General features: G+C 62.5%; 23 protein-coding genes. 9 read left to right on the top strand and 14 right to left on the bottom strand.

From position 1 onward, the window contains the following. Positions 1–582: 582 nt before the first annotated feature. The 7 genes from ASU23_RS18695 to ASU23_RS34020 all read right to left on the bottom strand — a co-directional run bounded on the left by ASU23_RS18695 (position 583) and on the right by ASU23_RS34020 (position 5,229). Positions 583–831 carry a hypothetical protein gene (locus ASU23_RS18695; RefSeq protein ID WP_156423175.1) on the bottom strand — a complete coding sequence of 83 codons (249 nt, stop codon included), beginning with the start codon at positions 829–831 and terminating at the stop codon, positions 583–585. 222 nt (positions 832–1,053) lie between these two features. Then, complete coding sequence (locus ASU23_RS18690) at positions 1,054–1,647, bottom strand: hypothetical protein (RefSeq protein ID WP_156423174.1); 594 nt, start codon at positions 1,645–1,647, stop codon at positions 1,054–1,056. Then, on the bottom strand, positions 1,644–1,958 hold the full coding sequence (locus tag ASU23_RS18685) for a hypothetical protein (RefSeq protein ID WP_054781314.1): 315 nt from the start codon (positions 1,956–1,958) through the stop codon (positions 1,644–1,646). The genes ASU23_RS18690 and ASU23_RS18685 overlap by 4 nt, the downstream gene beginning before the upstream one ends. Further along, positions 1,955–3,001, bottom strand: a complete 1,047-nt coding sequence (locus tag ASU23_RS18680) for a type IV secretory system conjugative DNA transfer family protein (RefSeq protein ID WP_054781315.1) — start codon at positions 2,999–3,001, stop codon at positions 1,955–1,957. Before ASU23_RS18680 ends, ASU23_RS18685 begins: the two co-directional genes overlap by 4 nt. Next, the gene (locus ASU23_RS34285; RefSeq protein WP_058038463.1) at positions 2,998–3,711 is read right to left on the bottom strand and encodes a hypothetical protein; all 714 of its coding nucleotides are present in this window, start codon (positions 3,709–3,711) and stop codon (positions 2,998–3,000) included. Before ASU23_RS34285 ends, ASU23_RS18680 begins: the two co-directional genes overlap by 4 nt. Next, positions 3,708–4,958 (bottom strand): ATP/GTP-binding protein, encoded by a 1,251-nt coding sequence (locus tag ASU23_RS18670; RefSeq protein ID WP_058038462.1) that lies wholly within the window; start codon positions 4,956–4,958, stop codon positions 3,708–3,710. The genes ASU23_RS34285 and ASU23_RS18670 overlap by 4 nt, the downstream gene beginning before the upstream one ends. Before the next feature lie 4 nt (positions 4,959–4,962). After that, positions 4,963–5,229: a hypothetical protein gene (locus ASU23_RS34020; RefSeq protein ID WP_156423173.1), complete on the bottom strand. Its 267-nt coding sequence runs from the start codon at positions 5,227–5,229 to the stop codon at positions 4,963–4,965. 89 nt (positions 5,230–5,318) lie between these two features. Here ASU23_RS34020 and ASU23_RS34015 point away from each other — a divergent pair, with 89 nt between their 5' ends. From ASU23_RS34015 to ASU23_RS18650, 3 genes are all read left to right on the top strand, one after another. Further along, positions 5,319–5,516: a hypothetical protein gene (locus ASU23_RS34015; protein ID WP_156423172.1), complete on the top strand. Its 198-nt coding sequence runs from the start codon at positions 5,319–5,321 to the stop codon at positions 5,514–5,516. A 70-nt stretch (positions 5,517–5,586) separates the two neighbouring features. Beyond that, entirely contained in the window at positions 5,587–6,615 is a 1,029-nt protein-coding gene (locus tag ASU23_RS18655; RefSeq protein ID WP_058038460.1) for a nitronate monooxygenase family protein, read from the top strand. After that, a complete protein-coding gene (locus tag ASU23_RS18650; protein ID WP_058038459.1) occupies positions 6,612–7,316 on the top strand; it encodes a hypothetical protein in 705 nt (234 codons plus the stop codon). The genes ASU23_RS18655 and ASU23_RS18650 overlap by 4 nt, the downstream gene beginning before the upstream one ends. An 18-nt stretch (positions 7,317–7,334) precedes the next feature. On the opposite strand, the gene ASU23_RS18645 is transcribed toward ASU23_RS18650, so the two are convergent. The 3 genes from ASU23_RS18645 to ASU23_RS18635 form a co-directional block, all read right to left on the bottom strand. Further along, positions 7,335–7,820, bottom strand: a complete 486-nt coding sequence (locus ASU23_RS18645; RefSeq protein WP_007735610.1) for a hypothetical protein — start codon at positions 7,818–7,820, stop codon at positions 7,335–7,337. Between the two features lie 20 nt (positions 7,821–7,840). Continuing rightward, positions 7,841–9,676 carry an acyl-CoA dehydrogenase gene (locus tag ASU23_RS18640; protein WP_050654947.1) on the bottom strand — a complete coding sequence of 612 codons (1,836 nt, stop codon included), beginning with the start codon at positions 9,674–9,676 and terminating at the stop codon, positions 7,841–7,843. 397 nt (positions 9,677–10,073) lie between these two features. Beyond that, on the bottom strand, positions 10,074–11,096 hold the full coding sequence (locus ASU23_RS18635) for a zinc-dependent alcohol dehydrogenase family protein (protein ID WP_058038458.1): 1,023 nt from the start codon (positions 11,094–11,096) through the stop codon (positions 10,074–10,076). Positions 11,097–11,230: 134 nt separating this feature from the next. Here ASU23_RS18635 and ASU23_RS18630 point away from each other — a divergent pair, with 134 nt between their 5' ends. Beyond that, positions 11,231–12,127, top strand: coding sequence for a helix-turn-helix transcriptional regulator (locus ASU23_RS18630; RefSeq protein WP_058038457.1), 897 nt, complete (start codon positions 11,231–11,233; stop codon positions 12,125–12,127). Positions 12,128–12,154: 27 nt separating this feature from the next. Here the strand turns inward: ASU23_RS18630 and ASU23_RS18625 are convergent, their stop codons facing one another. Beyond that, positions 12,155–13,363: an MFS transporter gene (locus tag ASU23_RS18625; RefSeq protein ID WP_058038495.1), complete on the bottom strand. Its 1,209-nt coding sequence runs from the start codon at positions 13,361–13,363 to the stop codon at positions 12,155–12,157. Positions 13,364–13,541: 178 nt separating this feature from the next. On the opposite strand from ASU23_RS18625, the gene ASU23_RS18620 reads away from it, so the two are divergent. Further along, on the top strand, positions 13,542–14,627 hold the full coding sequence (locus ASU23_RS18620; RefSeq protein WP_058038456.1) for a sorbosone dehydrogenase family protein: 1,086 nt from the start codon (positions 13,542–13,544) through the stop codon (positions 14,625–14,627). 109 nt (positions 14,628–14,736) lie between these two features. After that, entirely contained in the window at positions 14,737–15,141 is a 405-nt protein-coding gene (locus ASU23_RS18615) for a DUF4259 domain-containing protein (protein WP_042448139.1), read from the top strand. A gap of 25 nt (positions 15,142–15,166) precedes the next feature. On the opposite strand, the gene ASU23_RS18610 is transcribed toward ASU23_RS18615, so the two are convergent. Beyond that, positions 15,167–15,850: an SDR family oxidoreductase gene (locus ASU23_RS18610; RefSeq protein ID WP_058038455.1), complete on the bottom strand. Its 684-nt coding sequence runs from the start codon at positions 15,848–15,850 to the stop codon at positions 15,167–15,169. A 77-nt stretch (positions 15,851–15,927) separates the two neighbouring features. On the opposite strand from ASU23_RS18610, the gene ASU23_RS18605 reads away from it, so the two are divergent. Beyond that, positions 15,928–16,536: a TetR/AcrR family transcriptional regulator gene (locus tag ASU23_RS18605; RefSeq protein ID WP_216637130.1), complete on the top strand. Its 609-nt coding sequence runs from the start codon at positions 15,928–15,930 to the stop codon at positions 16,534–16,536. A 93-nt stretch (positions 16,537–16,629) separates the two neighbouring features. Here ASU23_RS18605 and ASU23_RS18600 read toward each other — a convergent pair whose 3' ends face one another. Beyond that, on the bottom strand, positions 16,630–17,595 hold the full coding sequence (locus tag ASU23_RS18600) for a hypothetical protein (RefSeq protein WP_058038454.1): 966 nt from the start codon (positions 17,593–17,595) through the stop codon (positions 16,630–16,632). A gap of 283 nt (positions 17,596–17,878) precedes the next feature. Here ASU23_RS18600 and ASU23_RS18595 point away from each other — a divergent pair, with 283 nt between their 5' ends. Further along, positions 17,879–18,775, top strand: a complete 897-nt coding sequence (locus ASU23_RS18595; RefSeq protein ID WP_058038453.1) for an SDR family oxidoreductase — start codon at positions 17,879–17,881, stop codon at positions 18,773–18,775. Between the two features lie 39 nt (positions 18,776–18,814). On the opposite strand, the gene ASU23_RS18590 is transcribed toward ASU23_RS18595, so the two are convergent. Beyond that, on the bottom strand, positions 18,815–19,441 hold the full coding sequence (locus ASU23_RS18590) for an FMN-binding negative transcriptional regulator (protein WP_047889521.1): 627 nt from the start codon (positions 19,439–19,441) through the stop codon (positions 18,815–18,817). A gap of 79 nt (positions 19,442–19,520) precedes the next feature. Between ASU23_RS18590 and ASU23_RS18585 the strand changes: the two genes are divergently transcribed. Next, complete coding sequence (locus tag ASU23_RS18585) at positions 19,521–20,855, top strand: aminotransferase class I/II-fold pyridoxal phosphate-dependent enzyme (protein ID WP_231915169.1); 1,335 nt, start codon at positions 19,521–19,523, stop codon at positions 20,853–20,855. The last annotated feature ends 64 nt before the right edge of the window (positions 20,856–20,919 follow it).

The raw sequence follows: 20,919 nt of genomic DNA, 5'->3' as shown, positions 1-20,919 counted from the left end.
CTAACCCAAATCAGAAAGCGGGTGGGGAAAAACAACTGGCCGCCACCGGGGAGAACCCGTGGCCACCAGCGGGGAGAACTACTGGCCGCCTACGGGGAGAACTTCGTGGCCATTGACACATGCGCAGAGTGAGTTGGAGGAGAGGAACCCGTCGCTTGTCCTGCACCGAAGCGGAATCGCAACTCCAGAAGGTGCGGCCGTATGTGCTCATCTCCTGCTTGATCCGATAGCAGACTACAAAACGCAGCGACATGAAACTGAAATGCGGCGGTACAGGTCTGCTCTGGCTTTGCATCAAAAGCAGGTGAGAAGACTGGGGTCTGGTCAGGCACCCCCTGCGCCCTCAGAGCCGAAGCATCCGCTCCAGCCCCTGCCAAGGTCCCAAGCAAGGGCAGACGGGCACAAAATACTGTGCGCGGCCGCCGGCCTCTTAGGCATTGATGCTATCGAGCCGAAAGCGGAGACTTTCGACGATGAAGGCCAGGCAACAAACCCGGCCTAGGTGTCCCGATTCGCCAGGAAAGGCGTGGCCCCAAACTGGTTGGGGTCACGCCTTTCCGTGCTCTAGCGGGGTAAGGGCAGTCAAGACCGAGCGCGAACCAGTTTCGATTGCGCGATCACAAGGAATGACGCTCCTACGACCAGCAGTGCAACGGCAGGCAAGACGACCCATGCGCGCGAAGCCATCACATCCTGCTCACCCGTTGTGAACAGCACGATCCAGCCCACCGCAGCGACCCAAAGCCCAGTAGCGACAAGACGAGTTGCCCAGCGTGAAAAGAACTCGATCGCGTCGGAGCTCATTCGCCCCAAGGGGTCATTACGTTGCATGGCAGTCCACCAATCCGAATCGAGTTGTGTTGCAGAGCATCCTATGGAGAAAAGGGTGTGTCCGCCACAGCGCGACACGCAGGCCCCAGGCGGGACAACCCGCGAAGCGCCGCAGCCGTGGCGGACACGAGAAGTATCAACGGCCCCGCCACCCGTGTTCTCGGACGGTGGGCGAGACCGACCGAAGGGTTTGGGGCCGTGGATACTTCGGCTTGTGAAGGACTATTCGACGGGCCGATATGTTTCGGTATCGTCGTCGAATTCCCAACGGGCACCGTCGATGTCGACGGCCGGGAAATCGTCGGAAGGATCTTCCGCGGAGGCTCGGCCGCTGTCGATCATCTCGAGAACCTGATCCATCGTCAGCACGCTCATCGGCGATGCGGACTCAGCTGCCGGTTCAGGTTCGGTGCGGCGGTCAGCGTCGGCAGCGATGAACTCGGCGAAGTCGTCCGCGATCTCGGGTTCATCCGGTTCGTAGCCGCACACTCCACTGCGGCATTCCTCGAAGCCGGCCATCGTCGGGATGCGCTGAACGAGCGGCCACAGCACTTGGTAGTGCCAGGCTGCCATTCCTCCGTGGTACGGATTCTTGCTCAGCTGCTGGTACACCTCACGATGCGCCCACATCGCCGCTGTCAGCTCCTCGACGAGCGGATCGTGTTTGAACCAGCACGAGAGGATCTGATTGCCCAGGTCATAGCGCCGACGTAGGTGCTCCACCCACGGGCGGAGTTCGACCCACAGTTCGGCGGCCGCGACCCGGTCCAGGTGAAACCAATCGACAGGGCCAGGGTTGTACACCGGAATGCTCACCACCCACCGCCTTTCCGAGAATCCCAGGTGGCCACGGCAGTGTGCTCGCCACGCCTGCGCAACGCTTCCACCGAGGGTGTGCACGATTCGCATGAATTGCGGTGCCGGACATCGCGGAAGCCTTCGGAGAGCGTGAAGATGCCACCGTTGTACGTCACTTCCGGATCACACACGATGGCGCCGGCAGGCGAAACGATGATGATCGGCCGCTCGTACACCCCGTTTGTGCTGCGAAAGATCCACAGCGCGGAGTCCCCGGAGATCCAGTGATCGGCCCGCTCCCACACCGGCGCCATCGAGTCGCCGTTCATCGGCTGCCTTTCGCGCAGAAGTCGTCGAACGCCGCCTGGTTGGCCCGCACTCGCTTGGAGAGGTCGGGAACATCCCACACCGAGGGCAGACGCACTTTCATCGGCTTCGCATTGCGGAACATCATCAGTGCTTGGTCTTCGGGCATCTCACGGATCTCGTTGAGCGCCATCACCGGCACCGAACGCGGAGCCGAACGCGGATCGTGGCTGGTGTATTCGTCACGGCTACCCATCAGCCGAGACAGTGCCGCCAACTCGCTTTCGTCGCCAAGACCCGGCAAGTACATACGGGCCGGCGAATCCGTCGAGAGTCGCTGACCACCGATGCGGCCCCAGCGCTTCTCGTTCTGCAAGGCACTGTGCACGAGCGCCCAAATCTGGATTCCGCGGCCGCCCGAGTCAGTGATCAGGTCTGGCATGTGCGGAATCGCCGCCACGTTGTTCATTTCGTCGAGGACCATCCGTAGTGGCGGGTCGATCTTGTCGTCCGGCCTGGTCAGGCCATGCGTTTTCGCCACGTGGTACAGCTCGGCGGACAGGACGGTGGTGAACGCGGCCGCCGATGCGCTGTGTCCTTCCGAGACGAGATAGACGGTGTTCTTGCCTTCGGTCATCAGCGCATGAAGATCAGCGGATTCGCTGCGAGGGACGTTGATTGCGCCCATCAATTTCGGGGACGCCAACGGCTCGAGCAACCGTGCACATGCGCTGACCACGTCGTCGGAGGAGTCGGACTTCGAGTCCAACGCCTGGCCGAGTTCGGCGTGCCAGTCCGGGAGATCCTTTTTCAGGACATCGCGCACCAGTTTGACGTTGCGGGAAGACGCCCAGATCCGCAGGTCCATCAAGTCCTTGTTCTTGACGGCCGCGGTGTAGAGGTAGCCGCGCATGAGCATCGCGGCTTTGCCGTTCCAGTAGCCGGAGTTGCTGGTGTCGTCCATCGGCATGGCCTGGACCAGCGCTTCTGCCCGTCGTTTGGCGACTTCCGGGTCATCGCATCCGTCGAGGATCGACCATCGCATCGGGTTGGGGATCGCGGTCAACCCTTCAGGGTCGAAGACCTCGACGCGGCCGACTTCGCTGCGCTGCGCCCAGGTCGAGCGGAGCAGGTCGCCGCGGGTCGAGGTGCAACCACGGGGCCGACGGCGTCGGTGACGCCCTTCCAGCACACGCGCCATGTTTTACCGGCGCCGGTCGGTCCGGTGCAGGTCAGCCCGTCGCGGTACTGCAAGTAGACGCCGTCACCGCCGTTGTAGAGGGTGGCGATCTTCGTGGTTTCTGCCTCCGCGGCGATGCGGCGCACCGGAACATCCTTGAGTGAGAGGCGGGTCGCTTTCGCTTTCCGTACGGCTGCCTTCTCGCTGACGCCGGCGCGGGCAAGTTCGGTGCGGTCTGCGAAGCCGGACTCTCGAACCCGGCGTGCAGCGCGGCGGATCGTCATCTTCGACGAGATGAACATGCCCAGCCACAGGCACAATGCCGCCAGGACGGCGATGCATCCCCACGTCAGGATCGGACCGCCCGGCCGCGAGCTTTCCGGCCATGCCAGCGCCGGATCAGATGGATGCAGGAACAGCCCTTTGAACACGTCGAGCACTCCGTATATCCCGGACGGCAAGGCGCCGCCGGTGCCCGCGAGGACCCCGGAAAGGTAGCCTCCGCCGACCACGCTCAACACCACGGCGAGCGCGGTCGCGGCCATCGGGATCACACCCGGGCTCACTATCGGCTTGGTAGGGCGCTGTGTGGTCATGCCGCTTCTCCCTTGATGACTTCGTCCGTGTCGGTGAGTGTGATTTCGATGCCCGAACGCACGTGCTGGAGCAGGATTGGATCGGCGCTGCCGTATTTGACGAGGCAGTGGCCTTTGGCGAGGGACATGATGATTTCGGTCGAGCCGGGCGGCAGGTGGTACATGCGCGCGGTTTCTTCGGCATCTTCAACTCGGTCCTGCCCGTAGAGGAAGACGATTCCGGCTTCCTTCATCAGCGCCCGGGCAGGGGAATCAGTCGGTAGGTCGGAGATGTGGTGGAACGCCGAGCAGGTCGAGAGGCCCAGGCCGCGAGAGAGTTTCATGTTCTCGCGGAACACCTTTCCGGTCGATCCGTCCGCGACGTGCCATCCTTCCTCGACGATCAACACGGTCTGCATGTGCTGTGCGGACCGGGAAGCAAGCACGTTCGCGAGCCAGGTGTTGATCACGGTCATGATCACCCGCAACGCGGGCCCCTTGTTCGGCAGTGCGGAGACGTCGAAGTGCACGAACGGATGCTCGAGCGCCTCGCGAACCTCCGGTGAGGTGGCGCCGTCGACGAGGCCCTTGAGGTCGCCTTCGCACAGCTTGCGCAGCGCCAGACCTGGTGTCAGACCCCAGCGCTTGGCGTCCTCGGCCCACAGCTGCCCGAACGTCGCTCCGCTACCGGGGGTTGATTCGAGTAGTTCGTTGGCGAGCTCGCGCAGAATCGGCTCGCGTCCTTCCTTCGCGGCTCGTTCGTTGACGACCTGCAATGCCAACCGCAGTGCAGCGTCTTCTTTCTCGACCAATGGGCGGCCGATGGTGTCCTCGATGACGGCGCCGACGAGCGCTTCCTGCCCTGCCGGGGCGAGGCCGTCGGTTCGTTCGATTCCGCTGGCGATCGCCGGGTCGAGGAGGTTGAGGCGGATCCCGATTACGTCGGCGCCGCCGGCGTGGAAACGGATCGAGCGAGCACCGACGGAGTCGGCAATTCCGGAGTATTCGCCACCCTTGTTTCCTTGGCGCTTTTTGTCGACGACCACGACCTGTCGGTTCGGCAGGGCGAGTTGGCGCAGGCAGAATGCGGTTTTGATGAGCGAGGACTTCGCTTTGCCGATGTCTCCGATGACGGCGATGTTGATGTTCTCGATTTCCGTTCCGTACAGCTCGAACGGGTCGACGATCTCCATCGTCTGGCTGATCTTGTTCAGCCCCGTCATCAGGCCCTCGTGACGGACCGAGCGGCGCATCGTGGCCAGGTTCAAGGCCTCACCTTGGCAGGTGGACGTCCAGGCACCTTCGGTGCGGATCTCGTACCAACCCCACCGGTCCAGCCATTTGTTGCGCTTGGGGGGGCTGGCGCCGAACGGTGATCCGGTCCGAAGCGACCACGGCGTCGATCCTTGCGTCGATATCCGCGGTTTCCTCCGGGCTCTCGATCCGGACCTTCTTCTTTCCGAGCGAGGGCGCGAAAGACCACCGGCTGGTCTTCTTGTGTCCGCGTCGGTACTCGGTGCGCTGCTGTGTGTTCGTCATGAGGTGTCCTTCGCTCGCTACTTGGCGCGGGTCCACTTGGTGGCCGCGAGTCCGCGGCCGAGCGGGAGGGTCAGCAAGGAGGCGAAGTCGTGGCGGTTGTCCTGCCATTCGATTTCGCCGATACCGCAGTCCGCGGCAGCCTGTTCGACGCGAGTGCACGCACGCAGGGCGTCGTCTCTGTTGCTCGGCAGTGCGATCGTCCTTGCCGCGGCAGTGGCCGCCGCAGCATTGCGGTTCCGATTCCCTTCCGATCTCGATGCGGACCCTCGGACGGCTACCTCGACTGAGGAGGTAGTTTTTGATGTCAGATGACGAAACGGCCGGAGCACTATCCGACGTAGGACTGGAGATGTTCGAATGAGCGCACTCACAACCGATCTCGACCTGAAGGTCCCTGTCATCGCAGCGCCCATGGCCGGCGGCGCTTCCACACCGGCACTTGTTGCTGCTGCCTCTCGCGCAGGCGGTCTCGGCTTCCTCGCCGCCGGGTACAAGACGCCTCAGGCTCTGTCCGAACAGATCGACGCCGTGCGCGCCGAGGGAGTGTCGTTCGGTGTCAACGTTTTTGCGCCCAACCCGGTGCCTGTCGATGTCGATGCCTACCGTGCCTATGCCAGGGCGATCCAGGTCGAGGCGGATCGCTACGGCATCACACTGGCTGACGGTGAGCCTGTCGAAGACGACGACTATTTCGCGGACAAGATCGACCTGCTTCTGGCCAGCCCGGTTCCGGTAGTGAGCTTCACCTTCGGCATTCCCAGCCCTGTCGTCGTCAATGCGCTGCGCGCTGCCGGTTCGCTGGTCGTGTTGACGGTTACCTCAGCGGCAGAAGCGCTCCTTGCCGTCGAAGCCGGTGCCGATCTGCTTGTCGTGCAATCGTCAGCTGCCGGTGGTCACTCCGGAACGCTCACTCCTCTGGAGGTTCCGGCAGAAACACCGATCGCCGAACTTATCGCTCAGATCCGTCATCGCACCTCTGTTCCGTTGTTGGCGGCAGGTGGGCTGGCGACCCCAGCCGACGTCGCTGCGGCATTGCGTGCCGGAGCCGAGGCGGCGGTGGTCGGTACCGTACTGCTGCGCACCGAGGAGAGTGGCGCCTCGGCTCCGCACAAGGCAGCTCTGGCCGACACGTCCCGCGGGAACACGGTCGTTACAAGAGCTTTCACGGGACGTCCTGCACGGGCGCTTCGGAACGAGTTCATCGATCGCTACGACGCACAAGCGCCCATCGGGTACCCGGCCATCCATCACCTGACCAACCCGATGCGCAAAGCCGCTGTTGCGCAGGCAGATCCCGAGCGAATGCACCTGTGGGCCGGTACTGGCTATCGCCACGCGACGGAGGAACCAGTCGGGGTAGTGCTTTCGCGATTGGCTAACCTGTGACGGTGCGGACACCGGAAGCCGGATTGCCGGAAGTAGTGACATACGACGGGTTGCCCGGGTCCGCCGGTGGTGCACACTCGCTTCGAGTCAAGCGTCCCGATGTTGCATTTCAGCGGCTGCAGACGTTCCTGGAATCCTGCACCGAACCAGTGTCGTTGCCGTCGTGGACGTTCGAGATCTACCAGAGTGGGCCATCCGAGCCGACCGCGCAGTTGTCATCGTTCGCTACCGAGCTCTTCGGTGGGCCCCGCTACAAAGCGCAAACCCATACCGAATGGAACGTCCCACCTGGTTCTGTCAACGAAGCGCTCGATACCCTCGTTGGTTCCGATGCGGTCACAACCCACGGACGTTCTGTGGCGGCACTGACCTACAGTGCGCCCGTACGCCTGATCGACCCGGACAACCACGCGCCGTATCCCGACATCACGCCCGACGCGTTCGGCCGCTTTGCCGTCGACGGATACGGCCGGACTCTCGGCGAGTCAGGCATACGCGCAACCCTTGGGAACGCGGCATCCTCACTGTCCCTGTGGCTCAACCTGCCAGCAGACGAACGGTTGTCGTCCGGTGCTCGTCACCTACAAGACCATCTCCCGTTCCGGCTGTCCGCGAAGCACTGGCGTCTCTGGCGGCCGAACCGGAGCGCAGACTCTTATCGTTCCAACAAGATTCCGTCGCCGGTTCACGACCACGTTTGAATCACGCAGCAAGCATTCTCATCTCGGGCAGAGTTCGCCGATCTCGGAGACAATGCGATCAGTGCTGCGAACCACCCATACCGCGCGTCCGGCACGCAATGTCGGCATCAAGAATCGGTCCTTCTCGATGGGCCAGTGCACAAAGGGAAATCCGCCGGCCAGCTCGTCCTGGACTTCGCCGGCGATCAGGGCCGTCAACTCCTGTACAGGCTGTTCGGTGTGCGGCCCGCCAAACCCGAAGCCCCTCAACGGGCTGGTTCCTGCACTCTTGTGCTTCGGCCGTGGTCCAGCGTCGAGCGCGAGGTGGCAGTGGCCGTCATCGAGCAACGAGACCGTCCACAGGCAGTTCTCCATGTACGTATCGGGGCCGTGCCAGCGGCATTGCAGATCCTTGCCGACAGCCTGGCACGCCTCGACGACGTTGGCGGGAGCGTCGTCTGGTGCATCCGGCCCCATGATCGGAAAGCTCCAGACCCCTACGTACTCGATGTCGGGCAGATACATGCCTTCACTGTGGCACGTTGTCAGAATGCGTCTTCCTCGAGTTCCATGATCTCGTTGTCGAGGGAACCCAGGATTTCTTTGGTCGACGCCAGGACGGGCAGGATGTTCTTGGCGAAGTATGACGCGATGACCACCTTGCCCCGATAGAACGACCGGTCCTTTGCCGACGCGTCACGGTCCAAGGCTGCCAACGCGACTTCCGCTTGCACCAACAGGCGCCATCCGATGAGCAGGTCGCCTACCGCGTACAGAAAGCGCACCGAGCCGAGGCCTATCTTGTACAACTCGGAGGGTTGGTCCTGGGAAGCCATCAGATACCCGGTGAGCGTCCCGGCCATCTCCTGCACGTCGGTCAAGGCGATCTCGAGTAGGACTCGCTCGGCCTTGAGTCGACCGTTCCCGGCCTCACTGTCGATGAACTCTCGTATGCGACCGGCTACGTGAGCGAGTGCAACGCCGCGGTCGCGTGCGATCTTCCGAAAGAAGAAGTCCTGCGCCTGGATTGCCGTGGTGCCCTCGTACAGGGTGTCGATCTTGGCATCGCGGATGTACTGCTCGATGGGGTAGTCCTGAAGATAACCGGAGCCGCCCAGGGTCTGCAGGCTCTCGGTGAGCAGTTCGTAGGCCTTTTCGGAACCGACGCCCTTGACGATCGGCAGCAGCAGATCGTTGACCCGCGCCGCCAGTTCGGCATCCGCCCCCGAAACCAACTCGGCGACATCGGCATTCTGGTGTGCAGCGGTGTAGAGGTAGACCGCTCGGAGGCCTTCGGCGTAGGCCTTCTGCATCGCCAGGCTGCGTCGGACGTCGGGGTGATGCGTAATGGCCACACGGGGTGCGGTCTTGTTTGTCAGCTCGGTAAGGTCTGCACCTTGAATTCGTTCTTTCGCATACTCGAGGGCGTTGAGATAGCCGGTGGACAGTGTTCCGGTAGCCTTGGTGCCCACCATCATTCGAGCGTTCTCGATGACCTGGAACATCTGGGCGATACCGTTGTGGACATCACCCACGAGCCAGCCGACGGCAGGAACGTCCGTCGCTCCGAAGGTGAGCTCGCAAGTTGGGGAAGACTTGAGACCCATCTTGTGCTCGACGCCGGTGACGTACACGCCGTTGCGCTCTCCCAGTTCAAGTGTCTCCGAGTCGAAATGGGACTTCGGAACGTAGAACAGGCTCAAACCTTTGGTTCCTGGACCGGCGCCCTCGGGCCGGGCAAGTACCAAGTGGAAGAGGTTCTCGGCCGTGTCTCCGACATCGCCGCCCGAGATGAATCGCTTGACGCCCTCGATGTGCCACGTGCCGTCGTCCTGCGCGATTGCTTTTGTTCGGCCTGCGCCTACATCGGATCCCGCGTCTGGTTCGGTGAGCACCATCGTTCCGGCCCATCCGCGCTCGAATCCTTCTTTGGCCCAGTGTTTTTGCTGTTCGTTTCCGATGGTGTAGAGCACGCTCGCCATCAGTGGACCCATGTTGAAAAAGCTTGCGGATCCGTTTGCCGCGACCAACATTTCGCCGATCGCCCAGACCAATGGCGCGGGAGCAGGAACGCCACCCATGCCTTCCGGTAGACCGAGTCGCGACCAACCGGCCTCGTTCACCGCCTCGACCGTCTTGCGCAGAGGTTCCGGGACCACGACGGCGTGATTGGGTGCGTCGAATTCGACAGGGTTTCGATCCGCGTCGGCGAAGGACGCGGCGACCGGGCCTTCTGCCAGCCTCGATACTTCCGCAAGAATGTTGCGCACGGTGTCGGTGTCGAGGTCCCCGTAAGCGCCGGCATCCAGCAGTTCGCCGATCCCGAGTACCTCGAACAGATTGAACTCGATATCACGCACGTTGCTTTTGTAGTGACCCATTGTTCTCCGACCTTGGTTCGTCAGCAATACGATTCGTCAGCAGATACGGCTCGTCAGCAGTACACAAGAAAGCCTGCCCCACAAGGAATTCAGTACGCAACCGTAGGTAGAGACGAGTGCCGTTGCTACAAAGTAGCGCCGAGTCGCTCTCATTGAAACATTCACTCGTACAATCGGTTTCCGCTGGTGGGGGCGCATATCAGTCGCGAAGCATCCTCTTGGGTCAAAGCAGCTGCGCACCAATCGAAGTGCCCGTCCTCACCTTCGGCGTCATACGCATTCGGTGTGATCAGTGAACATGCTGATCGGTAGACCAAGAGCGCCTCTCGTTGGTAGCCGAGACGTTCCTCGACCGGCGTGTAGAGCCCAGTTCTGTCTCGTGAGCCTTTGGTATCGGTCAGAGGGTGAGTAGCACTTTGGTGGCGCGCCGCTCGTCCATCGCCCGGTAGCCTGCGGCGGCGTCCTCCAACGGGAGAGTGAGGTCGAAGACGATGCCTGGGTCGATCTGGTCGGTCATGATGAGCTCGATCAGTTCGGGTAGGAATCGCCTGACCGGCGCGGGACCGCCGAGCAGGCTCACCGTCGCGAAGAACAGGTTCATGCCGTCGAGTTCGACGCCGTGGGATACCCCGACGTAGCCGACATGTCCGCCGGGGCGGGTAGCTCCGATAGCCTGCATCATCGATTCTTGGGTGCCTACGGCTTCGACGGTCGAGTGGGCGCCGTAGCCGCCGGTGAGTTCCTTGATCTTCGCGATGCCCGCGTCGCCCCGCTCTTCGACGATGTCGGTGGCGCCGAATTGTGTGGCGAGTGCCTGCCGGTCGGCGTGACGTGACATGGCAATGAGCCGCTCGGCGCCGAGTTGTCTGGCAGCGAGGATCGCCAAAAGTCCGACTGCGCCGTCGCCGACGACGGCGACCGTTTTGCCAGGTCCGGCTTCCGCAGCTACGGCGGCGAACCAACCGGTGCCGAGTACGTCGGAGGCTGCAAGGAGGCTGCGGGCCTGCCGCTCGGTCGGCTCTCCGTGGACAGGGACGAGGGTGCCGTCCGCGAGCGGGATGCGAGCGTATTCGGATTGGGTGCCGACCGAGCCCATCATGACCTGGTGGATACAGCGAGACTGAAAGCCGGCCTCGCAGATTTCGCAGGTGTTGTCCGACGCGACGAACGAGCCCACGACGAAGTCCCCAACTTCGATGTCGTTGACGTCGGGGCCGACCTGTTCGACGACGCCCACGTATTCGTGTCCCATCGGCGTCGGGCCATTCAGCTCTTCGATGCCGCGGTACGGCCAGAGGTCGGAACCGCAGACGCAGGTGGCTGTAACGCGAATGATCGCGTCGGTCGGTTCGACGATCACCGGCGCTTCGATCTCTTCGACCCGGACGTCGCCGGGGGCATGCATGACGACAGCGCGCATGACGTGGCTCCTCACCATCGGTTTTCTCGTGTCACTTCAACCTGATCACGATTCGGCGGCGTGCGGGAGTCCCGCGCGATAGTGGTACTGCGAGGGACTCCCTCGCTACCGGTCACTGACTTACGCTCGATGGCATGGACGATCGAGCGCAAGTACGCGAATTCCTGACCTCGCGGCGCGCCCGAGTCACGCCCGAACAAGTTGGACTTCCGGCCGGATCGAACCGCCGCGTGGAAGGTCTACGTCGAAGTGAAGTGGCAACCCTCGCCGGCGTGAGCGTCGAGTACTACACGAGGCTCGAGCGCGGAGCGATCAGCGGCGCATCGCCGGGTGTACTCGACAGTATCGCGAAGGCCTTACGACTCGACGGCGCCGAGCGCGCCCACCTTTTTGATCTCGCGCACGCGGCAAGCCCGGTAGCCAGGCCCCCGCGTCGGCGAAATGCGAAGGGCTGGAAGCCCCATCAGAGCCTGCAGTGGGCGCTCGATGCAGTCACCGCGGGACCCGCTTTCGTGCGGAACGGTCGCATGGATCTTCTTGCTGTCAACCCACTCGCGCGTGCGTTTTACAAGGACCTGTACGACATGCCGGGGCAGCCCCCGAACATCGCGCGCTTCACGTTCCTCGACGATAGGGCTTTCGAGTTTTATCCGGACTGGAACGAGTTTGCCGAGGTGACCGTCTCGATTCTGCGAACCGAGGCTGGGCGAGATCCTCACAACAAGGAATTGCACGATCTGATCGGTGAACTCAGCACTCGGAGTGAGGAATTCCGGCGTCGGTGGGGCGCGCACGACGTCCGCCATCACGGCACCGGATTCAAGACTTTTCACCACTCCGCCGTGGGCGAGCTGACGCTTGCCTTCGAAGGTTTGGAGATGGCCGCCGAGCCAGGGTTGACACTCACGATCTACACCGCGGAGCCGGGATCGCCGTCCGCGGAACGGATGCAGCTACTCGCCTCGTTGGCAGCCAGTGAGGATGCGGACTCTGCGCCTCACGTGTCGGAGCGGTCGCTGACGGACGGCTGACGAACTGCGCGACGGTTGATCGGGTCGTCAGTTGACGACTTCGACGGCGGTGCGCTTCGTGCGTTCATTGCGCAACAGGATCATCAGCGGCAGAAAGTAGAGAGCGGCAACGCCGGTGCCTACCAACACCGGCCCAGTGGCACCGAGACTCGAGGCGAACGCGAACCCGGCGATCCAGGAGCCGACCGCCGTGCCCAGATTGAATGACGAGGTGCTGAGGGCAGAAGCCATCGTCGGCGCCTGATCGGCATAACGCACAGCCATCCCGATCAGGATGGGATTGGTCGACATGCCGAACAGTCCCAGCATGACTACGAGAATCACCGTCACGATCACGTTGTGCGAGAAGAGGCAGAGCGCCCCGAGTACGAGAAACGTCATCGCTGCCGAGACGAACAAGACCCCGTACTGATGCTTCGCACCGAGTCGACCGCCGAGATTGGAGCCGACGAACGCACCGAGTCCGTAGCCGACAAGCACTAGCGGCACTGCCGACGCAGCAAGTCCCGTGTTCTCGGTCAACAGCGGAGAGATGAAGCTGTACGCCGCCAGCGACGACCCGCACACGACGGCGCAACCGGACAGAACGAGCCAGATGCGTCCGTCCCGTAGACTCGCGATCTCCGCTCGCCAGGACGGCACCGCACCGGAGTCGGTGTCGGCGGGTACCAATCGGTGGACGACGGCCGCGGCAACGAGTGCGAGGGCGGCGAGGGCCCAGAAAGGACCACGCCACCCGACGGTCTGACCGGCCAGAGCGCCGAGCGGAACACCGATGACGTTCGCGAGCATGCCTCCGCCCAAGACGATGCCGAGCGCGCGCGAGGAAGACGCCGGGCCGGCCGCTTTTGCTCCGACCACTGCGGCGACTGCCCAGAATGCGCCCGTCGCCACGGCTGTGAGGAAGCGGGCGCCGAGAATGAGTCCGAAGTTGGACGAGAGCGCGACGATGACGTGTCCGATCGCGAAAACAACCAGCGCCGAGCTCAAGGTCACGCGTCGAGGAACCCTGAGTGTCAAGATCGCCATCGCCGGCGTGCCGACGATCATTCCGATCGCGAAGACGGTGATCATCAGGCCGACGTTCGCTATCGACGTACCGAGGTCACCCGCGATCTCGGGAAGAATGCCGGCGACGACGAATTCGGTTGTACCCATCAAGAAAACTCCGACGGCCAGCACGTAGATCACGAGCGGCAGGCGGCCGGTTTCTTCGACGGTCGGGGCGGAAATCATGAGGTGGTCAGTTCTCTTTCTGTTGACGACGCGCATGTCGTGGCGCACCCGTCCAGGGCATCACGCCTGTCGCCTGCGAGGGAGTCCCGGTCGTTGGGGGTACTCGAAGGGACTCCCGGTGTGGCCGATTGCGCGCTACCGTCGGCGCAAAGACTGCCTGAACCCGGGAGGCGCGCCCATGACACGACGACAGATCCGAGGGCTTGGCGCCGCCGTGCTCCTTTCGGCCTTCCTGACGGCCTGCGGTAGCGAGGATCCTGAAGGGCCCGGTCCGCAGGCAAGCACGACAACACGATCGGCGCCCGCCGCGGCCTTCGGTGAACCCGAGACCGTCGCCGACGGCTTGGACGCGCCCTGGTCGATCGAATTCCACGGCGATACACCACTTGTCAGTGAGCGCGACAGCGCGCGAATCCTCGAACTCGACGCCGGCGGAAACAGCCGCGAGGTGGGTGTCGTCGCCGGCGTCAGCCCCAGGGGTGAGGGCGGTTTACTAGGGATCGCAGCACGTGAAAACCGCCTGTACGCGTACTTCACCGCGAACGGGGAGAACCGGATCGAACGCTTCGACATCATCGGTGCTCCGGGGGAATTCGCGCTCGGGCCGGCCGAGACGATTCTCGACGGGCTCGCTTCGGCCAACTACCACAACGGTGGTCGCATCGCGTTCGGCCCGGACGGGATGCTGTACGCCACTGTCGGTGATGCCGGTAGTCGAGACAGAGCTCAGGACCTCGACTCGATGTCCGGGAAAATCCTTCGAATGACTCCGGATGGCGATGTGCCGCTAGATAATCCATTTCCGAACTCGTTTGTCTACAGCTACGGCCACCGCAACTCCCAGGGCATTGCCTGGACCGAGGACGGCACGATGTACGCCAGCGAGTTCGGGCAGGACACCTGGGACGAGCTCAACAAGATCGAAGCAGGCGGAAACTACGGGTGGCCCGAGGTCGAAGGGATTGCGGGTGAAGACGGATTCATCGACCCGCTCCAACAATGGTCACCTGACGATGCCAGTCCCAGCGGAATCGCCATCCACGACGGCACGATCTACATCGCCAATCTTCGTGGTGAGCGACTCCGCACGGTGCCCTTGACCGATCCCGCGACCGCCGACGAGCAATTCGTCGACGAATACGGGCGCCTCCGTGATGTTGTAGTCGCACCGGACGGGTCGCTGTGGATACTGACGAACAACACCGACGGACGCGGCGACCCCAACCCCGGTGATGACCGCATCCTTCGCGTGCCGTTGCGCTGATGTCGATTTCCGGCGAACGCAGTACTTCCAGCCCGAGGGTCCTGGCCGAAGCCTGTGATTCACTAATATCTTTACGACAGGTGCGCCGGGTACGGATCGGAGAGACAGCATGGGGACTTGGGGTTCAGGACCTTTCGACAACGACGTAGCGGGCGACCTGCTCAGCGCAGTACAGGCGGGTGACTACGACATCGACGATTACGCTAGCCACCCCGATGGCGGTTATCTCGATGCCGATGATGCTCAAACAGCAATTGCCGTCGCCGAGATTCTTGCGGTTGCGCACGGCGTTGCGCCGAAGCCTGTGCAGCTGGATGGAATTGACGCCGCCGGGTACGTCAGCACCTTGAGCCCGGAGCAGAAGAGTTGGGTCCTCGCCGCACTCGAGCGTGCAGTTTCCGACAGTGACACTTCGGAGTTGTACGAGTTGTGGGAAGAGAACGGTCCGGAAGACCTCGCAGCTTGGCGGGCACCGATCCTGAGCAGATTGGCCAGCCTCAAAACGGTGGGGTAAGCGTCACTAGTCTGCAGTCCCTTGCTTACTCGGAGTTCGACGAGGACAGACTCCCCTTGACGTACCGGGTGGTGTCGTCAGCGAGGATCTCGGCGAGCCCGCTTTCGATACCGTCCAGTGCTTGCGCGGCGACGTCGGCAGGATCGATCTTCTGTTCGGCGGGTACGCCAGCGGCCATGTCGGTATCCATGTATGCGACATGCAGTGCCGATACGGAGATTTTGCGCGGCGCAAGTTCTTCTCGAACGGCGTCGGTCATCGCCCAGGCCGCTGCTTTCGACGACGCGTAAGACCCGAGCGCGGCTGGATGGAACCAGGACAGCACCGACAGAACATTGAGTATTGTTCCGCCGTCGTTGTTTTCGATGACAGGAGCAAACGCCCGGGTCACGGCGAGCGGGCCGTAGAAGTTGACGTCCATCTCTCGTCGAATGTCATCGATGTCGCCCCCGATCAAGGGCGCCGAGGTAGAGATGCCTGCGTTGTTGACCAGCAAGGTCACATCCGATGCGATTTGCGCGGCGGCGGTTATCGATTCGGCGTCCGTCACGTCCAACCTCAGGGGGATGACACCGGGTAGATCGACAGATTCCGGATTGCGCGCAGCCGCGTACACCTTTGCGCCGCGCTCGACGAGTCCCGCAGCCAGATGGCGTCCGAGCCCGCGATTGGCTCCTGTGACGACCGCAACCGTCTTGTTCAGGTCCATGATTCTCCCAGAGTTGTGATTGCTCGTGACATTTAGATTATGAATCAAATCTAATTATCAGCTAGGATAGATGTCAAGTGAAATCCAAACTGGAAGGCGTTGTGATGGGCCGCGTATCGCAGCAACAAGCGGAAGAGAACCGTCGGCGCGTCGTGGAAACCGCAGCCCGACTGTTCCGAGAGAAGGGCACTCACCTCAGCGTCGCCGACCTGATGAAGGCGTCGGGGCTGACCCACGGTGGCTTCTACAAGCAGTTCGCGTCCAAGGACGCTCTCATCGACGAAGCGACCACCCACGCCTTCAAGGAACTGGCTCAGCTGCACTCTGCGGGACTCGAAGAGTATGTAGGGCAACGTGACTCCGCCCGAAAAGCTTTGATCGATACCTATCTCTCGGTGGCGCATCGCGACAACCCGGCAGACGGATGCCCCGCTGCTGCGCTCGCCGCCGACATGGCGCGCGAGCCTGCAGACAGCGAGGCCCGTCGGGTTTACACGGAGGGAGTGGGGGATTTTGCCGCAGCTCTTGCCGACGACGAAGCTGTCGGTCTCCTCCGGCTCTCCACCATGCTCGGTGCACTGGTTCTTTCGCGAGCTACCAAGGGTTCCCCGCTCTCCGAGGAAATTCTCGATTCCGCGCGCGTCGAACTGATCAGAGGGCTTCGAGAGCCGCTGTCATCTTCTTGACGGTCTCGGGTGCCCTGGCCGCGAATCCCGCTTTCACGAGGTCCAGTGCTCGCGGTTCCGAGAGTCGGACTCTCGATATGTCGATTGAACGCTCTAGTTGATTCCGACGACTTCCTGGGCGATCGCTGCGAGTCTTGCCTGGGCAGCGGATACGACGCCGTGTCGGTTCTTGTGCGCTTCCTCGTACGCAACGATGTCCCGCACCTGTGCGGCGTCGGTCAGTTCCTTCACGGCGGAGACGGCTTGGGTGACGTTGAGTTCGTCGAAGTCTTCGATGGGAAGTTCAGTGGGGTCGAGTAGCCCACTCGACTTCCGTACCGAACGGAAGACGTCGGCGGCACCGTCAGCACCTTCTCGGCGAGTGACCTTCTCAGCCGTGGCGATGGCCGCATCCCTACTGGCCGAGAGTGTTTTCACAGTCACGTCACCGGCATATGCGCCCCAGCTGATCAGCTCACCCAGTACCGGCGGTGAGGTGCGAACAGCGTCGATGGCACGGTCGAGACTGCGGGTGGACCAGGAGACCGGAACGTTGACCAGCCGTATCGCCGCGCCGGTGGCAGCTTGCATCGGTGTGCGGCGCAAAGCTGCCGGTCCACCGAGCGCCTCTTCGGCCAAGACAGTCGTGAGCCAGTCCACGGTCGCGGAGTGTGCAGCGATGAGGCGGTCGGCCAACACCGCGACGGTCTGATCGCCGCCGGCAGTGGCCAGGGCCTTGAGGTAGCGGGAGCGGTCGAGGAGTTGATGTTCGAGCGCAAGGTCTCCCAATACCGCTTCGTCGAAGGGCTGAGCCTGTTCGACCATCGCTTTCACTCCGGCTGTCGCGCGTCCGATGAACGGACCGATCAATTCCGGCACGCCCCCCAGATCGCGAACAGTGGACTCTATGGAACTCGCCCTTTCACGGCCGTTCTCTGCGTTTTCCGTCAATTCGCGTCGAACAGCCTCGGTTCTGGCCTGTGCGACGCGCGTTTCGGCGACCTGGATCTCGGTGTGCGTCAGACCGAGGAGGATGCGTAACTGGGTGATCAAGGCGGACGTGGTTTCGGAGTTGCTCATATCGGGGTCGTCCCTTCGTCGGTGCGTGCTTTACGTGATGTTCAGCTTCTGCTCGACGAGTGCTCCGCGGGTCGCGGAGCCACCGCCGCTACGCGGGCTACCCCGACCTACCGCGTAGTAACCACAACGAACAAGTGGGGTCGACGCACCGAGATCGTCGGCGCCAGGACGAGTGAGATCCCGGCCACCCCGAGGTTTCGATTTCTATTCGGCGGGAAGGAGGCATGTGCGGTGCATCCATCCAGAAGCCCACGAGAAACTGCGTCACCTGAGGAGTATCGATATGCCGGACCAGTACGCAATGCAGGACCCGACCACGCGGTTCCCCGCTCCTGTGCGTGAGCGGCAGGCGGAGATCGCACACCCCGGTCTCACCGCAGACATGATTTCTCCTCCCGACCACGGTGAAAACACCTATCGAGGAAGCGGTCGACTCGAAGGAAGGCGTGCGATTGTCACCGGAGCAGATTCGGGCATCGGACGTGCGGTCGCGATTGCATTTGCCAGAGAAGGCGCGGACGTTGTCCTGAGTTATCTCGACGAGGAAGAACAGGACGCTCGGGAAACCGCTCGCTGGGTCGAGGAGGCAGGTCGCAAAGCCGTCTCGGTGCCGGGAGATCTCCGAAGCGAGGAACACTGTTCTGCTTTGGTCGAAACCGCGGTGCGTGAACTCGGCGGACTCGACATCTTGGTGAACAACGCCGCGTTTCAGATGGTGCAGATGGGCGGCATCGCCGATATCACCACCGAACAATTCGACCGTGTGATGAAAACCAACCTCTACGCACTATTCTGGCTCTCCAAAGCAGCGATCGCGCAGATGGAGCCCGGATCGACGATCGTGAATACCTCGTCCATCCAAGGTGCGTCCCCGTCGCCCGAGCTGCTCGATTACGCCACGACAAAGGCGGGCATCATCGACTTCACCAAGGGGCTGGCCGCCGATGTCGCACGGAAGGGAATCAGGGTCAATGCCGTTGCACCTGGAGCGATTTGGACGCCACTGATTCCGGCGACGATGCCCAAGGAGAAGTTCGAGACGTTCGGGGACGACGTTCCGCTCGGGCGCGCAGGTCAGCCGGCCGAGCTTGCTCCCGCCTATGTATTTCTCGCCTCTGGCGAATCCAGTTACACCACTGGGGAAGTCATCGGCGTGACGGGTGGAAAACCGCTCACCTGAATGTGCGACTAGACAAGGCGTACGACGACGGCGTAACGGTCAACCGTTGTCGAGGCCGGCGGCGACCATCGCTGCGGCGGTCTCTCGTTCGGAGAATGAGCCCTTCTCCAGACCCCGGATGACGCCGGAGCGATCAGCGGGGGAACGGTTTTGGTTCAACTTCGCTTTTCCGTAGACACGGGCCACGTGCAGTTCGATCCCCACAATCCCTCGCAGCTGCGCATCGACGAACTGCGGCGGCGCGTCGGTGACCTTCCATTCGTTCTCACGGCCGGATTCATGTCGAGCTGTCAGTGCGGTGACATGAGCACGCAGCCACTGCTCGTCGTCGTGCGCAACCAGTTGGCCGTAGACGTAGAGAACTTCGTAGTTCCACGTCGGGACAACCTTCCCGTGGACGCTCTTGCTCGGGTAGAACTCGGGGCTCACGTAGGCGTCGGCGCCGGGGAGGATCACCAGAGACTCCGATGTCCCGGTGTATCGCCAATGCGGATTCGTCCGGGCGAGATGCCCCTCCAACACGTTTCCTTCGGCGTTGTACAGCAGTGGCATCGACGTGACTTCGAGGGTCTCGGGGCCCGGTGTGACCAGGTGTCCGAATCCACCGGCGCGGAGAGAGTCGGCGACCGCGTCGTCCGAGAGGCGGAATTGTCCGGGCAGTATCATGTGTCTCCTCGCAGATTTTTTGTCATGTGACAATGTGTCACAGCGTGGAGGTTTTGTCATGTGCTAATAGAGTGAGCCTGTGACCAGCACTGTGGCGGACCAGGTGAGGCTCTATGTCGTCCGCGGGACAGCGGGCGAGATTTCCGAGGGCATCCGCAATCTCATCAGTGCTGGGGTACTGGCTCCAGGGGATGCGTTGCCGCCCATACGGGCCTTGGCCGACGATCTCGAGGTTCACCGGAACACAGTTGCCGGAGCCTATCGCTTGCTCGTGGCGGCGGGAGTTGTGGAGACACAGGGCCGGCGCGGCAGCTTCGTGCGAGCCATACCGTCCCTGGAAGGAGAAGGCGGTATCGCTCTTCCTGGCAGCGTGGATCTCGCCAGCGGAAATCCTGATCCGGCATTGCTGCCTGATCTCAGAGCCTCGTTGGACCGGACCACTTACACGCCCCGGTTGTACGGCGCCGCAGCCACCGAGCCTCTACTCGATTCCTGGGCACGTTCCTCGATCGAGGACGAGGTTCCAAGGCCGTGTTCGATCACCATCACCAACGGTGCCGTTGACGCGGTCGAGCGACTGTTGACCGCTCATTTGACCCGAGGTGACGCCGTCGCGATCGAGGATCCGTGCTTCCTGGCGAGCATCGGAACGCTCAAAGCCAACAGCTTCCGAGCGGTACCGATGGACATCGACACTTCGGGTATTACCCCGCAAGGGCTGCTGCGTGCTCTCGAAAGTGGTGTGCGCGCGATTATTTGCACCCCTCGTGCGCACAACCCCACCGGGGTCAGCATGAGCGCCGACCGAGCGGCGATTCTCGGAAGCATCCTGGCCGAGTTCCCTCACGTTCTGGTAATCGAGGACGATCACTTCTCTGCCGTGTCCAGCAATCGGTACTGTCGGCTCGCTCCGATGAGCACGACGCGGTGGGCGCTTGTTCGTTCCGTGTCGAAATTTCTCGGGCCCGACCTGCGCGTGGCAGTGGTCGCCTCGGACCTCGACACCGGCATTCGGCTGAGCACTCATCTCCGGTCGGGCGCCAACTGGGTCAGTCACCTGCAGCAGCGCTTGAGTGCTGAACTGCTGAGTGATCCGACGGTGATCGACGGCCTCGCCAATGCTCGCGCTGTCTACGAGCGCCGCCGAACCCTTCTGAAATCTGCACTGTCAGAACATGATATCGAGGTTCCTGACACTTTCGACGGACTCAATGTCTGGGTTCCGCTGGATCGGGATTCCGAACCGATTGTCGAGCGACTCGCCGAGTCTGGCTGGCTCGTGCGGGACGGAAGTCAGTTCTCGGCGACGCCGGGTCAGTGCCACCGGGCACTTCGTGTGACCGCCTCCACCATCACCTCTGACCAAGCACGCGAGTTCGCCAGTGCCCTGGCTGAAATATTGGCGAGCCCGTAGTTGTCCAGCTGCACTACGGTGCGAATCTGAGTCTCTCGCTTCTCGACGAAACTACCGGCGACGG

Source organism: Rhodococcus sp. KB6 (assembly GCF_001445685.1).
Taxonomy (GTDB): Bacteria; Actinomycetota; Actinomycetes; order Mycobacteriales; family Mycobacteriaceae; genus Rhodococcus_F; species Rhodococcus_F qingshengii.
Note: the sequence above shows the minus strand (reverse complement) of the source record. Positions and strands in the feature narration are given on the sequence as shown.